This window comes from Halomonas sp. SL18_1 (assembly GCF_055755715.1).
On the sequence record NZ_JBVTRK010000001.1, the window covers coordinates 2,921,104 to 2,935,611 of the forward strand.

The 14,508-nt window shown below is 69.0% G+C and carries 8 protein-coding genes, 1 tRNA gene and 5 pseudogenes; 5 read left to right on the forward strand and 9 right to left on the reverse strand.

Annotated elements, in window-relative coordinates; all coding sequences use genetic code 11:
* Positions 1-2 precede the first annotated feature (2 nt).
* The 5 genes and pseudogenes from ACSJDS_RS14890 to bioA all read left to right on the forward strand — a co-directional run bounded on the left by ACSJDS_RS14890 (position 3) and on the right by bioA (position 3,717).
* Positions 3-692, forward strand: coding sequence for an alpha/beta fold hydrolase (locus ACSJDS_RS14890; RefSeq protein WP_473033956.1), 690 nt, complete (start codon positions 3-5; stop codon positions 690-692).
* Entirely contained in the window at positions 689-1,480 is a 792-nt protein-coding gene (locus ACSJDS_RS14895; protein WP_473033957.1) for a methyltransferase domain-containing protein, read from the forward strand. The genes ACSJDS_RS14890 and ACSJDS_RS14895 overlap by 4 nt, the downstream gene beginning before the upstream one ends.
* A 1-nt stretch (position 1,481) precedes the next feature.
* Positions 1,482-2,189, forward strand: a complete 708-nt coding sequence (gene bioD / locus ACSJDS_RS14900; protein ID WP_473033959.1) for a dethiobiotin synthase — start codon at positions 1,482-1,484, stop codon at positions 2,187-2,189.
* Positions 2,190-2,233: 44 nt separating this feature from the next.
* A tRNA-Leu gene (locus tag ACSJDS_RS14905) sits at positions 2,234-2,318 on the forward strand.
* 135 nt (positions 2,319-2,453) lie between these two features.
* Positions 2,454-3,717 (forward strand): annotated as a pseudogene (bioA, locus tag ACSJDS_RS14910) (adenosylmethionine--8-amino-7-oxononanoate transaminase).
* Between the two features lie 264 nt (positions 3,718-3,981).
* Here bioA and lpxC read toward each other — a convergent pair.
* The 9 genes and pseudogenes from lpxC to murD form a co-directional block, all read right to left on the reverse strand.
* On the reverse strand, positions 3,982-4,893 hold the full coding sequence (lpxC, locus tag ACSJDS_RS14915; RefSeq protein WP_473033960.1) for a UDP-3-O-acyl-N-acetylglucosamine deacetylase: 912 nt from the start codon (positions 4,891-4,893) through the stop codon (positions 3,982-3,984).
* A gap of 111 nt (positions 4,894-5,004) precedes the next feature.
* Positions 5,005-6,180, reverse strand: coding sequence for a cell division protein FtsZ (gene ftsZ, locus ACSJDS_RS14920; RefSeq protein ID WP_473033961.1), 1,176 nt, complete (start codon positions 6,178-6,180; stop codon positions 5,005-5,007).
* A gap of 33 nt (positions 6,181-6,213) precedes the next feature.
* A pseudogene (gene ftsA / locus ACSJDS_RS14925) lies at positions 6,214-7,495 on the reverse strand (cell division protein FtsA).
* Positions 7,496-7,690: 195 nt separating this feature from the next.
* A complete protein-coding gene (locus ACSJDS_RS14930; protein ID WP_473033962.1) occupies positions 7,691-8,407 on the reverse strand; it encodes a cell division protein FtsQ/DivIB in 717 nt (238 codons plus the stop codon).
* Positions 8,404-9,344 (reverse strand): annotated as a pseudogene (locus ACSJDS_RS14935) (D-alanine--D-alanine ligase). Before ACSJDS_RS14935 ends, ACSJDS_RS14930 begins: the two are co-directional and overlap by 4 nt.
* Positions 9,341-10,753, reverse strand: coding sequence for a UDP-N-acetylmuramate--L-alanine ligase (gene murC, locus ACSJDS_RS14940; protein ID WP_473035044.1), 1,413 nt, complete (start codon positions 10,751-10,753; stop codon positions 9,341-9,343). Before murC ends, ACSJDS_RS14935 begins: the two are co-directional and overlap by 4 nt.
* Positions 10,754-10,811: 58 nt before the next feature.
* Positions 10,812-11,866, reverse strand: a pseudogene (gene murG, locus ACSJDS_RS14945) (undecaprenyldiphospho-muramoylpentapeptide beta-N-acetylglucosaminyltransferase).
* A gap of 29 nt (positions 11,867-11,895) precedes the next feature.
* Complete coding sequence (gene ftsW, locus ACSJDS_RS14950; protein WP_473033963.1) at positions 11,896-13,122, reverse strand: putative lipid II flippase FtsW; 1,227 nt, start codon at positions 13,120-13,122, stop codon at positions 11,896-11,898.
* Positions 13,119-14,495: pseudogene (gene murD, locus ACSJDS_RS14955) on the reverse strand (UDP-N-acetylmuramoyl-L-alanine--D-glutamate ligase). Before murD ends, ftsW begins: the two are co-directional and overlap by 4 nt.
* Between the last annotated feature and the right edge of the window lie 13 nt (positions 14,496-14,508).

A 14,508-nucleotide genomic window follows, 5' to 3' on the forward strand; every position in this document is an offset into this window, starting at 1 on the left:
CGATGCTCGCATCTGGCACCCCCTGGCACCTACTGGCCGTCAGCACTGGCGATCAGCACTCCCGACTGGCCCGGCTACGGTGGCGTCGAGCCCCTGGACGGCGCCGACGACCCAGCGCAACTGGCCGAGCGCATGGCGGCGTCGCTGCCGGCAGAGGCCGTCTGGGTAGGCTGGTCGCTGGGTGGCCTGCTGGCCGCCCGCCTGCTAACGCATCTACCGCCTCCGCGGGCGCTGGTGCTGCTGGGCATGGGGGGCGCTTCTGCGGCGATGACGGCGTCACCCCCGCCGAGCTGAGGGCCTTTCGCCACGCCTTCAACCGCTCACCCACGGCCACCTGGCAGCACTTCCTGCGCTGGCAGCTGCAGGGCGAGCCCGGCCGGGGAGCCGCGCTGCGCCGCCTGCAGGACTTGATCGGCCGACGGCCAAGCGCGAGCCCGGCCACGCTGGCGCAAGGCCTTGTCCAGCTGGCCAGCCTGGACAACCGCGCCACCCTGGACGCGCCCCCCTGCCCGATAGTTCGCCTGGCCGGCAAGCGGGACCCGCTGCTCGGCGAGCGGAACCGCCGGGCCCTGGATCATGCCTTCGCGGAGGCCGGCCACTGTCCGATGCTGTCGTGTCCCGCCGAGCTGGCGGCGACCCTCAGCGAGATCGCCCACGCTGCCCACCCTCTCTTGACGGAGACGCCACCATGAACGCCTCGACCGCCTCACAGCCGGTGACGCCCTCCCCCGACTGGCAGCGTCGGGTGGCACGCGCCTTCTCCCGTGCCGCGCCACACTATGCCCGCCGGGCCCAGGCGCAGCTCACCATGGGCCATGCGCTCTGGGCGCGGCTGCCGGCCCGGGCCGACCGGGTGCTCGACCTGGGCTGCGGGCCCGGCCACTGGAGCGCGCGACTCGCCGAGCGCTTCGGACCCGACTGCCGGGTACTCGGCCTGGACCTGGCCTCGGGCATGCTCCAGACCGCACGCGCCGGCCACGGCGACACGGCCAGCTGGCTGTGTGCCGACGCCGCGGCGCTGCCGCTGCCGGATGCCGGGGTGGACCTAGTGTTCTCCAACCTGGCCATCCAGTGGTGCCCCGACCTGGACGCCACCCTGGCCGAGCTCCACCGGGTGCTGCGTCCCGGCGGTCGCGCTCTGATCAACAGCCTGGCGCCCGGCACCCTGACGGAAGTGGGTCACGCCTGGGCCAGCCCCGAGGCGCTGCTGGAATTTCGCTCCCGCGCCCGGCACCTGGCCGCGGCGAATCTGGCTGGCTTCGCGAGGGTCGAGGTAGCGGCACGCCCAGAGCGCTTTCACTACCCGGATCTCCCGGCGGTGATGGCCTCCATCAAGGGAGTTGGGGCCCGAACCGCCCGCCCCGGCGCCCGGCTCTCCCGGGCCGACCTGGGGCGGGCCGCGAGACGCTACGAACGGCTGCGCACGCCCGCGGGTCTGCCGGTCACCTACCATCTGCTGACCCTGGAGCTGACTCGCTGAGATGCCTGCCTATTTCGTCACCGGCACCGACACCGATGCCGGCAAGACCCTGGTCACCGCCGGCCTGCTGGCCCTGGCGAGGCGACGCGGCCTGACCACCCTGGGGCTGAAGCCGATCGCCTCCGGGTGCACGCGCCGCGCCCCCGACGAGCCGCTTGTCAATGCCGATGCCCTGGCACTGCAGGCGCAGAGTCACCCGGCCATGCGCTACCCGACGATCAACCCCTACGCCTTTGCCCCGGCCGTCGCCCCCCATCTGGCGGCCCGCCGGGACGGCGTCGACCTGAGGCTGGACGCGCTGGAGGCCCACGCTCGCCCGCTGCTCGCCCTGGACCGACACCTCACCCTGATCGAGGGAGCCGGGGGCTGGCGGGTACCGCTCAACGACCACGAGGACCTGGCCGGCCTGGCCGGCCGCCTCGACCTGCCGGTGATCCTGGTGGTGGGCCTCAAGCTCGGCTGTCTCAACCACGCCCGGCTCAGCGCCGCGGCCATCGGCGCCGACGGGCACCGACTGGCGGGCTGGGTGGGCAGCCTCCTCGACCCCGACTTCGCCGCCGACAGCGCCCTCTACCAGGACAATCTGGCTACCCTGCGCCAGCACCTGCCCGGCCCCTGCCTGGGGGTGGTGCCGCGTCTGGCGGCAACCGCGCCCCTGGCGCTGGCCGAGGCCGCCGCCGATCATCTGGCCCTGCCCGATGACGATTGACTTGCGAGGACGCGTCCGTACAATGTGGACGCCTGCCCGTTCGTGCGGATGTGGTGGAATTGGTAGACACGCCAGATTTAGGTTCTGGTGCCTTCGGGCGTGGGAGTTCAAGTCTCCCCATCCGCACCATCCCCTCGCTTTTCCGACGTTTTCATGCGCCTTTGCGCGCCTCCGCCTCGCCAGGATGCGTCGCGGCGTCTTGCCGTGCCTATCGCGCCCTCGATCGAGGCAGCCCCAGTCCCACCGCTACCCAACGGAGGCCCCATGACGTCCCCCGTCTGGCACCCCTATGCCCACCTCAAGACCCAGTCCCCGCCCCCAAGGTGGTCGGCGGCGAGGGCCCACGCTTCACCCTGGAGAACGGCGAGTCGCTGCTCGACGCCACCTGCTCCTGGTGGTGCATGATCCACGGCTACCGTCATCCTCGGCTGGTCGCGGCCATACAGCAGCAGGCCGAGACGCTCTGCCACGTGATGCTGGGAGGATTGACCCACGAGCCCGCCGACCGCCTGGCCCGCGAACTGGTCCGGGTCACGCCCGAGGGTCTCAACCATGTCTTCTTCTCCGATAGCGGCTCGGTGGGCATGGAGGTGGCGATGAAAATGGCCGTCCAGTACCACCAGCTCCAGGGCCGCCCGGGCAAGCATCGCCTGCTCTCGCTGATGAAGGCCTACCACGGCGACACCGCGGGCTGCATGGCCGTCTGCGACCCGGAAGAAGGCATGCACTCGCTGTTCTCGGGCTATCTGCCCCAGCACCGCTTTGCTCCGGCCCCCACCGCCGCCTTCGACGCCCCGCCCGAGGCGGTAGCCAAGGATCTGGCTGCGCTGCGCGGCGTCCTCGAGGCGCATCACCAGGAGATCGCCGCGCTGCTGATGGAGCCGCTGCTACAGGCCGCCGGCGGGCTCAACATGACCTCGCCCCACTATCTTGCCGGCGCCCGCGCGCTGTGCGACGAGTTCGACGTGCTGCTGGTCTTCGACGAAGTGGCTACCGGCTTCGGCCGTACGGGCAAGCTATTCGCCGCCGACCACGCCGCTGTCACGCCGGACATCATGGTGCTCTCCAAGGGGCTCACTGGGGGTATCTCGGCCATGCGGCGACACTGGCCACCGACCGGGTGCATGACGCCTTCATCGGTGATTCGCCCATGCACGCCTTTATGCACGGCCCCACTTTCATGGGCAATCCGCTGGCCTGTCGGGTGGCGCTGGAGAGCCTGGCGGTATTCGAGGAGGAGGACTACCTGGGCAAGATCGCCCGGCTAAACGCCGTGCTGCGCGAGACGCTGCTCGACGATGCGGCCCTGGCCGACCACCCCGCCGTCGCCGACGTGCGGGTGCTGGGCGCCACCGCGGTGATCGAGACCCGCAGCGCCGAGCAGCTTCGCGGCGTGGGCGCCTGGGCGCGCGATCAGGGGGTCTGGCTGCGCCCCATCGGCCGCTGGCTCTACACCATGCCCGCCTATATCACCTCGGCGGCCGAGATGCGCCGGATCACCGATGTCATGAAGGGGTGGTTTCGGTAAGCCGACAACCATCCGGCGTCGAAAAGCCGCCCTCCTGGGAGGGCGGCAAGAGATCAGACAAAAGACATGGCACTGCGGGAGGGAGCTTCAGGCACTGTGGGAGGGAGCTTCAGCTCGCGAAGTAGCGCGCAGCGCTACCCAAGGGGCGCCTGCGGCGCCTTCGTCGAAGCGTCGAACCGCCGGCAGAGCCGGCCTCCCACCATAAAGCCTGCCAAAGATGTTCACGCTCAAGTGCAAAGAACTAAAGACATGGGGTGCCCGGCGCTAGGCCATGGCGGGAGCGGCATAGGAGATGGGCGCTACCTGACGCTCGTCCTCGAAGGTGACGATCTCGTAGGCGTCGGGCTGGGCGAGCAGTTCGCGGCACAGCCGATTGTTGAGCGCATGGCCGGACTTGATACCGCGGAACTCGCCGATCAGGCTGTGGCCGAGCTGGTAGAGGTCGCCAATGGCGTCGAGCACCTTGTGCTTGACGAATTCGTCGTCGTAGCGCAGGCCACCCTCGTTGACGATGCGGTAGTCGTCCACCACGATGGCGTTATCCAGGCTGCCGCCCAGCGCCAGATTGTTGGCGCGCAGGTGCTCGAGATCGCGCATGAACCCGAAGGTGCGGGCCCGGGAGACCTCCTTGACGAAAGAGGTAGTGGAGAAATCGACCACCGCGGTCTGCTTCTGGTCCTCGAACACCGGGTGATCGAACTCGATGGCGAACGACACCTTGAAGCCCTGGTGGGGCAAAAAGCGCGCCTCCTTGTCCCCCTCACGCACCAGCACGTCACGCTTGATGCGGATGAACTTCTTGGGCGCCTCCTGCTCGGCGATGCCCGCCGACTGGATCAGGAACACGAAGGGCCCGGCGCTGCCGTCCATGATCGGCACCTCGGGGGCGCTGACATCCACGTAGGCATTGTCGATGCCCAGCCCCGCCAGGGCCGACATCAGATGCTCCACGGTGGCCACCTTGACGCCATTCTGGGAAAGCGCGGTGCACAGGGTGGTATCGGTCACCAGGGCGGCACTCGCCGGCACCTGCACCTCGGGGTCGAGGTCGGTGCGCACGAAGACGATGCCGGTATCCACCGGTGCCGGACGCAGCGTCAAATAGACCTTCTTACCGGAGTGAAGGCCGACGCCGGTGGCGCGAATAGTATTCTGCAGAGTGCGTTGTCTGATCATGGGAAGCGGCCAGGCGGTTGTAAGTTATCAAACACCGTTCACTATAACACCGAACGCGCGTTTCAACAAAAAAACATCTCCTGGCCCTGCCTATTCACCGAATAGTCGCACTCAATCGGCCTGACGACGCAGGAACGCCGGGATGTCGAGATAGTCGTCCATTTCCTGGGGCGAACGGCGCTTCTCGGGCTGCGGCTTGGCCGCCTCCTGGGGCTCGGCCTTGGCCGCTGCCGACGCCTGGCGCACGGCGGCCGGCTGCTGCAGCCGACTACGATACTCGCCGCCCTCGGGACGCTTGGCCGTCTCACGCCCGGCACTCTTCTGCGCCTGCCCCTCCAGGCCTGCCGCGACCACGGTCACGCGCAGCTCGTCGGACATCTCCATGTCGATCGAGGTCCCCACCACGATGGTAGCGTCCTGGGAGGCGAACTCCTGGACGGTGGCCCCCACGTCGTTGAACTCGCCGATGGAGAGATCCGGGCCGGCGGTGATGTTGACCAGGATGCCGCGGGCACCGTGGAGATCGATATCCTCGAGCAGCGGGCTGCGGATCGCCTTCTCGGCGGCCTCGCGGGCGCGATTCTCGCCGGTGGCGCCGCCGGTGCCCATCATCGCCATGCCCATTTCCGACATCACGGTGCGCACGTCGGCGAAGTCGACGTTGATGATACCGGGGCTGGTGATCAGCTCGGCGATCCCTTGCACGGCCCCCAGCAGCACGTCATTGGCGGCGCTGAAGGCGGTCAGCAGGCTGGCGTTCTTGCCCAGCACCGAGAGCAGCTTCTCGTTGGGGATGGTGATCAGGGAGTCGACGTGCTCGGAGAGCTCCTTCATGCCCTCTTCGGCCACGCGCATGCGCTTGGGCCCCTCGAAGGGGAAGGGTCGCGTGACCACGGCCACGGTGAGGATGCCCAGCTCCTTGGCCACCTGCGCCACCACCGGCGCACCGCCGGTCCCGGTGCCGCCGCCCATCCCGGCGGTGATGAACACCATGTCGGCACCGCTGATCAGCTCGGCGATGCGGTCGCGATCCTCCATGGCCGCCTGGCGACCCACATCGGGGCTGGCCCCGGCGCCGAGTCCCTTGGTGATCTCATTGCCTAGCTGGAGCACGGTCTTGGCCGCCACCCGCTTGAGTGCCTGAGCATCGGTGTTGGCGCAGATGAATTCCACGCCCTCGATGCTGCTTTCCACCATGTGATTGACAGCATTGCCGCCGCCACCGCCCACGCCGACGACCTTAATGACCGCACTGCTCGAGGGTGCACTATCTACCAGTTCGAACATAAGCCCCGTCTCCTGGACCGCACCGCGGCCCTGTCAGAAATTTCCTTTGAACCAGCCCTTGATCTTAGCCAGCGCCGGAATCGCCTCTCGGATTCCCCGCTGGGAGACGTCGTTACGCCTGGGTTGCGCCGTCACCACCGTGCCCTCTCGACCATGCCCCTGACGGGCCTCCTGCAGGGCGTAATGTAGCAAACCGACGCCGGTGGAATAAATCGGATTGCGCACCACGTCCGCCAGTCCTCGCACGTTATGGGGACAGGCGATGCGCACCGGCATATGGAAGATCTCCTCTGCGAGCTCCACCACGCCCTCCATGCGCGAGGTGCCGCCGGTCAATACCACGCCGGCGGCCACCAGGTCCTCGAAGCCGCTGCGCCGCAGCTCATCGCGTACCAGGGTGAACAGCTCCTCGTAGCGGGGCTCGACCACCTCGGCCAGCGACTGGCGCGACAGGTCCCGCGATGGGCGGTCCCCACGCTGGGCACCTTGATCATCTCGTCGCTGGCGGCCAGCTGAGTCAGCGCACAGGCATACTTGACTTTGATCTCCTCGGCGTGCTGCGTCGGCGTGCGCAGGGCCATGGCGATATCGTTGGTGACCTGGTCGCCGGCAATGGGAATTACCGCCGTGTGGCGAATGGCCCCTTCGGTGAACACGGCGATGTCGGTGGTGCCCCGCCGATGTCGACCATGCAAACGCCCAGCTCGCGCTCGTCCTCGGTGAGCACCGCCATGCTGGAGGCCAGCTGTTCGAGAATGATGGCGTCGACCTCGAGCCCGCAGCGACGCACGCACTTGTCGATGTTCTGCACCGCATTGAGTGCCGCCGTGACCAGGTGAACCCGCGCCTCGAGACGCACCCCCGACATGCCCAGCGGTTCACGAATGCCGCCCTGGGTGTCGATGGAGTACTCCTGGGGCAGCACGTGCAGCACCCGCTGCCCTTCGGAGATAGCCCGGGCCCGCGCCGAATCGATCACCCGGTCAATGTCGGACGGCGTGACCTCACGCTCCTTGATGGCCACCACGCCGTCAGAGTTCATTGAGCTGATATGGCTACCGGCAACACCCACATAGACGGAATGGATGTCACAGCCCGCCATCAGTTCGGCCTCTTCCACGGCACGCTGAATGGACTGAACCGTGGATTCGATATTGATCACCACGCCCTTCTTCATGCCGCGTGAAGGGTGCGACCCGATACCGGCAATCTCGATGCCGCCATCATCGGTCGGCTGGCCGACGATCGCCACCACCTTGGATGTTCCGATATCCAGCCCGACTACCATGCCGGATGCGTTGGAAGTGACTGCCATGAGCCGGGGTATCTCCTAAAACTTGACCCGCTGGAAAGTCCATTAAACATGCAAATGGCCATAGCGCCCATTATAGGAACAACTAGCGTTGGACCACCAGTGTAATGGTAAAAACAACGATCACGATACGGGGAAATGATCACAAAAGGAACACCGCAAGACCGCTTGTCGCCTGGACAAGCGCCAGAAATCACCCTATTCGCTATTCTCTGCCTCGACCTCGGTTTCTCCGTGCCAGGCGACGGCGACGCCATTGGGATAACGCAAATCGATGTAGCGGATATGCGACGCACGGGACCCCAGCTCACGCTGCCAGGCGGCGGCGAGCCTCGCCAGGCGGGCCTGACGGTCGTTGCGTCCCAGCATTACCCAGACCCCGTCGTCGAGCTGAAAGCGCCAGGCACCGCGTGGTTCCAGCCGGAGCTGGGTGATCTCCAGCCCCAGGGTAGCGAAGTGCGGCACCAGGCGATCATGGTAGGCCAGCACCTCGGCCCCGCTGTCGGCCGGCCCGGCGAGATCGGGCAGGTCGCCGGGCGGCGACACCGGCCCGAAGGCGAAGGGCTCGCCCTCGGGATTCAGCAGATAGTCATCGTTCCAGCGCGCCACCGGCACCTGCTCCACCAGCTCGAAGGTCAGCGCATAGGGCCACTCCCGGGCGAGTCGCACCTCGGCCAGCCAGCCGATCTCCCGCGCCCGCGCGCGCAGCGCCGGGAGGTCCGCCGACAGCCAGGTCTCGTCACGCACCAGCGGCGCCAGCTGCTCGCGCAGGTAGTCGGCGGTCACATGACTCAGCTCACCGCTGATCGAAACCCGCTCGATGGGGCGGTCCAACCAAAGCCACAGGGCGCGGCCGCCGGCCAGCAGCAGCACCCCCAGCAGCAGCACTCCCAGCAGCGAGCCGCGGCCGGTCATGCCTGGCTCGACTGCCGCACCGACGCCAGCCCGGCGGTGGCGAGAATACGCAGCACCAGGGCGTCGAAATCGATACCGGCATAGGCCGCGGCCTGAGGCACCAGGCTATGATCGGTCATGCCCGGCACGGTATTGACCTCGATCAGCCAGAAGCGGCCGGCGCCGTCGCGCATCACGTCCACGCGCCCCCAGCCCTCGCCGCCAACGGCCTCGAAGGCCCGGCGGCACAGCTCGCCCAGCTCGGCCTCTTCGGCGGCATCGAGCCCACAGGGCAGGTGGTAGAGGGTGTCGTTGGAGACATACTTGGCCTGATAGTCGTAGAACCCTCCCGGGACCTCGACGCGAATGGCCGGCAACACGGTGTCACCCAGCAGCGACACGGTATACTCCTCGCCCTGGATATAGCGCTCGGCCATGACCCGCGCGTCGAAGCGGGCGGCCTCGCGGTAGGCCGCCTCCAGCGAGGCGCGGCTATCGACGATGCTGATGCCGAGCGTCGAGCCTTCGTGGACCGGCTTGACGATCAGCGGCAGGCCGAGTCGCGCTACCACCGCGTCCCAGTCGGCGTCGGCATCGAGCATCAGCGACTCGGGGGTGGACAGCCCGCTCGCCTGCCAAATCTGCTTGGTACGCTGCTTGTCCATGCCCAGCGCCGAGGCCAGCACCCCGCTGCCGGTGTAGGGAATCCCCAGCAGCTCCAGCGCCCCCTGCAGGGTGCCGTCCTCGCCGCCGCGGCCGTGCAGAGCCACGAAGACCCGGTCGGGGCCAGCGCCTCGAGGCCGGTCAACCCGGCCGTGGCGGGATCGTAGCCGGTGGCATCGACCCCGGCGCGGCGCAGCGCCGCCAGCACCGCGGCGCCGCTTTTCAGCGACACCTCGCGTTCGGCGGAGCTTCCTCCGTAGAGCACCACGACCCGTCCCGCTTCCGACACCGTCATAGCGTCACCTCGTCCAGCTTCAGTTGACTCGAGGCCAGGGCGAGAGCGATCCCGCCCACGTCGCCGGCCCCCTGGGTGATCAGGATATCGTCGGGGCGCAGCACCCGGGAAAGCAGCCCGGGCAGCTCCGACTTGTGCTGCACGAAGATCGGATCGAGTTCGCCGCGCTGGCGGATCGAGCCGGCCAGGGTACGGCCATCCGCGCCGGGAAGCGGCGCCTCGCCGGCACTGTAGACGTCCAGCAGCAGCAGGGTATCGACCTCGGCGAGCACCCGCACGAAGTCCTCATCGAGATCCCGGGTGCGTGAATAGCGGTGCGGCTGATAGACCATCACCAGCCGTCGCTCGGGCCAGCCGGCACGAACCGCCTTGATCACCATCTCGACCTCGCGGGGATGGTGGCCGTAGTCGTCCACCAGCATCACCTCGCCTTGGCCGCCCGGCGGCGCAAAGTGGCCGTGCACCTGGAAGCGGCGCCCCACCCCGGCGAACCCCGCCAGGCCGCGCAGGATGGCCCTATCGTCGACCCCGGCGTCGGTGGCCACGACGATGGCGGCCAGGGCATTGAGGGCATTGTGGCGACCCGGCATGGCCAGGCGCACCGGCAACGGCGCCAGCCCATCGGGGCGCAGCGCGGTGAAGCGCACCTCGCCGCCCTCCTGCACGAAGTCGCTGATCCGGTAGTCGGCATCTTCGCTGAAGCCGTAGGTGACGAACTGGCGGTGCACCCGCTCCAGCAGGCCGCGAACATGCTCGTCATCGATGCATAGGATGGCCAGACCGTAGAACGGCAGGTTGTGCAGGAACTCGATGAAGGTGCCCTTGAGCTTCTCGAAGTCACCGCCGTAGGTGCTCATGTGATCGGCATCGATATTGGTGACGATCGACACCATCGGCTGCAGATGCAGGAAGGAGGCGTCGGACTCGTCGGCCTCGGCGACCAGGTAGTCGCCCGCTCCCAGCCGCGCATTGGTGCCGGCACTGGTCAGTCGGCCGCCGATCACGAAGGTAGGATCGAGCCCGGCCTCGCCAAGCAGGGTGGCGGTGAGGCTGGTAGTGGTGGTCTTGCCGTGGGTGCCGGCCACGGCGATGCCGTGACGAAAGCGCATCAGCTCGGCGAGCATCTCGGCACGCCGCACCACCGGCACGCGATGCTCGTGGGCCCAGCGAATCTCCGGGTTGCTTTCGTCCACCGCGGTGGAAACCACTACCACATCGGCGTCGACGACGTTCTCGGCGGCGTGGCCGATGGCCACTCGGAGCCCCTGCTCGCGCAGCCGGGCCACCACCGGCGACGCCTTGAGGTCGCTGCCGCTGACCTCGTAGCCCTGGTTGGCCAGCACCTCGGCGATGCCGCACATGCCGGCCCCGCCAATGCCCACGAAATGAATGCGCCGGATGCGGCGCATGCCCAGGCCCCGCCCATGGCGGGGTGGCGTTGCCTGACCGGGAACCGGTCCCAGAGTGCTATCGCTCACGCGCTGTCTCCATGCAGCCGGCCACCAGGCGCTCGACGGCGTCGAGGTGCGCACACGCGCGGGCGTGCGTCGCCATGGCGGCAAGAGTGTCGGGTTGCAGCAGCGCCGTCAGCCGCTCGGCCAGTCGCGCTGCCGTCATGTCATGCTGCGGCATCAGCTCGGCCGCTCCCGCCGCCACCAGAGCGCGGGCATTGGCGGTCTGGTGATCATCCACCGCGTGGGGGAAGGGCACGAACAGCGCCGGCTTGGCCGCCGCGGCCAGCTCGGCCACGGTCAGGGCCCCCGCCCGGCATACCACTAGGTCGGCCCAGCCGTAGGCCGCCGCCATGTCCTCGATAAAGGCCGTCACCTCGGCCTCCACGCCCTGGGCGGCATAGGCCTCCCGGGTCGCGGTGTCCTTGTCGCGACCGGCCTGGTGGCGCACCTCGGGGCGGCGCTCCGCCGGCAGCGCTGCCAGCGCCTCGGGGAGCCGCTGATTGAGCGCCAGGGCCCCCAGCGAGCCCCCCACTACCAGCAGGCGAAGCCGACGGCCGCGCATGGCATCGGACTGGCGCGGTGACTCGCCGAGCTCGGCAATCGCCTCGCGCACCGGGTTGCCCACCACCTCGCCGCGCCCGGCAAAGGCCTGGGGAAAGGCGGCGTAGAGGCGCCGGGCCAGCCGTGCCAGCACCCGGTTGGTCAGCCCGGCCACGGCGTTCTGTTCGTGAATCAGCAGCGGGCGACGCAGCAGCCAGGCGGCAAGTCCGCCCGGGCCGCTGGCAAAACCGCCCATGCCCACCACCAGCGCCGGGTCGAGGCGGCGAACGATGCCGGCCGCCTGCCACACCGCCCGGGTCAGGTTGAAAGGGGCCAGCAGCCAGCCCGCCACACCGTTGCCACGCAGCCCGCTCACGGCGATACGATGCAGCGGTATATCGGCCTCGGGCACCAGGCGATTCTCGATGCCGCGGGGGCTGCCCAACCAGTGCACCTCGACGCCCTCGGCCGCCAGTCCCCGGGCCAGGGAGAGGGCCGGCATCACGTGCCCCCGGTACCGCCAGCCATGATCAGAACGCGGCGGGTCTCGTCCTTGCTCACTTGCTCACTCCTTGCTCCTCCAGGCGCGTCCCAGGCGCCATCTTCGACGACTCGCGCGGGGCAGCGGGACGGGTGCGCCGGACCACCCGACGGGTTTCGATATCGGCCCGCAGCAGCAGCGCCATCATCACGGCGCTGACCAGCAGGCTGGAGCCGCCGTAGCTGAGCAGCGGCAGGGTCAAGCCCTTGGTGGGCAGCATCCCGGTGCTCACGGCGATGTTGATGAAGGCCTGGGCCCCGACCACCAGGGCAATGCCATAGCTCAGATAGGCGGCGAAGGCGAGGCCGGCCAGCTCGGCCCGCCGCCCCACCGCCATGGCCCGGTAGATCAGCAGGCCGAACAGCCCGACCACCCCCACCGCGCCGAACAGGCCCAGCTCCTCGGCCAGCACCGCAAAGACGAAATCGGTATGGGCCTCGGGCAGGTAGAAGAGCTTCTGAACGCTGTTGCCCAGCCCCATGCCCAGCCAGTGGCCGCGGCCAAAAGCAATCAGCGCCTGGGTCAGCTGGTAGCCGCTGGCAAACTGGTCGGCCCAGGGATCGGCGAAGCTGGTCAGCCGCGCCAGGCGATAGGGCTCGGCAATGGCCAGGTAGAACCCCAGCAGGCCGACGGCGCCTAGGATCAGCACGAAACGCCCCCAGGGGGCACCGGCCATCAGCAGCATGCCCATCACGCAGCCCACCATGACCACCGAGGCACCGTAGTCGGGCGCCAGAATCAGCAGCACCGCGATCAGCCCCACCACCAGCAGCGGTCGCAGGAAGGCGCCCCACTGGCGGCGCACCTGGGGCAGGAAGCGCTCCAGATAGCCCGCCATATAGGCGATCAGGCACAGCTTGGCGACTTCCGACGCCTGAAGGTTGAAGGGGATGCCGGGGATCGACAGCCAGCGCTTGCTGCCGTTGACTTCACGGCCCACCAGCAGCACCAGCACCAGCAGCGCGATGCCGACCAGCAGCAGCAGCGGGCCGTTGGCGCGCCACCAGGCCAGCGGCACGCGCAGGGCCACCGCCGCGGCCAGCAGCGCCATGCCCATGAACAGCGCGTGGCGCTGGCTGAAGTACCAGGGGTTGCCGGTCAGCCCGGACGCCACCTCGGTGGAGGCCGAGGTGACCATCGCCCAGCCCACCAGCATCAGCGCCAGGGCCGCGAACAGCAGCCAGCCGTCGAAGGGCTGGTCGCGGGTGGAGAGCCGCTGGCGAAGGACGGCGAGACGCTTCATGCCTGCACCTCCGGGGCGCGTCGGGTCACCCAGCGCCGGAAGACCTCACCGCGCTCCTGATAGTTGGCGAACTGGTCGAGACTCGCGCAGGCCGGCGACAGCAGCACGCAGTCGCCGGGCTCGGCGATCTCCCAGGCCCGCGCCAGGGCAGCCTCCAGGTCGTCGACCTGGGTCACCGCCAGCCGGTCGCGCAGGGCGCGCGCCAGGCGTTCGCCGTCCAGGCCGAACAGGATCGCCTCACGACCGTAGCGCGCCAGCGGCTCGGCGAGCGGGCGAAGTCGGCCCCCTTGCCCACGCCGCCAGCGAGCAGAATCAGGCGCCCCGACAGGGCGGGCCCCAGCCCGGCGATGGCGGCCAGAGTGGCCCCCACGTTGGTGCCCTTGGAGTCGTTGATCCAGCGCACCCCCTCGATCTCGGCGACCACCTCCCCGCGGTGCGGCAAGCCGGCAAAGCGGCGCAGCACCCGGCACATGGCCGCCCGGGGCAGTTCCAGGCGCTCACCCATGGCCAGCGCCGCCAGGGCATTGGCCTGGTGGTGGCGCCCCGCCAGGCGCACCTCGTCGGCAGGCATCAGCGGTGTCTCCCCGTGCATCAGCCAGTCGCGCCCTTCGCGCTGGGCGATGCCCCACTCCCCGCACTCCGGCGGCCGGGTGGTAAAGCTGTCCTGGGCGGGCAGGCGCCGCTCCGGCCAGGTCATGGGATCCTCGGCGTTGACCACGCCGTGGTGTGCACCGCGAAAGATGCCCAGCTTGGCGGCCCGGTAGCCGGCCATGTCGCCGTGCCGATCGAGGTGGTCCTCGGAGAGATTGAGAAAGGCCGCGGTCTCGGCGCCCAGCCGCGGGGTGGTCTCGAGCTGGAAGCTGGAGAGCTCGAGGACGTAGAAGTCGGCATCCGGCTCATCGTCGAGCAGGTCCAGGGCCGGGGTGCCGAGGTTGCCGCCCACGGCGACGCGGCGCCCCGCCTCGCGCGCCATCTCGCCAAGCAGGGTGGTCACCGTGGACTTGGCATTGGAGCCGGTGATCGCCGCGATGGGGGCGTGGCAGGCGCGCACGAAGAGCGCAATCTCGCCGATCACCAGCGGCTCGCCGTTGGCCTCGCGCTGCCGCCCGGCCAGGGCATCCAGCCCCGGGTGCGGGATCGATCCCGGGGCTGAGCACCACCTCCTCCACCTCGCTGAGATCGAGTCCCGTCAGCGGACCGCAGTGGATGGTCACGCCGGGGTGGGCGGCATGGAAGTCATCGACGCCCGGCGGCACCGCGCGGGTGTCGGCCACCATGTAGGGGACGCCCAGGCGGCTCAGGTGTCGGCAGATGGCCCGCCCAGAGACCCCGAGCCCGACCACCAGCGTGGTTCCCTTCGGCACCTTGATCATCGCATCTCCTGTG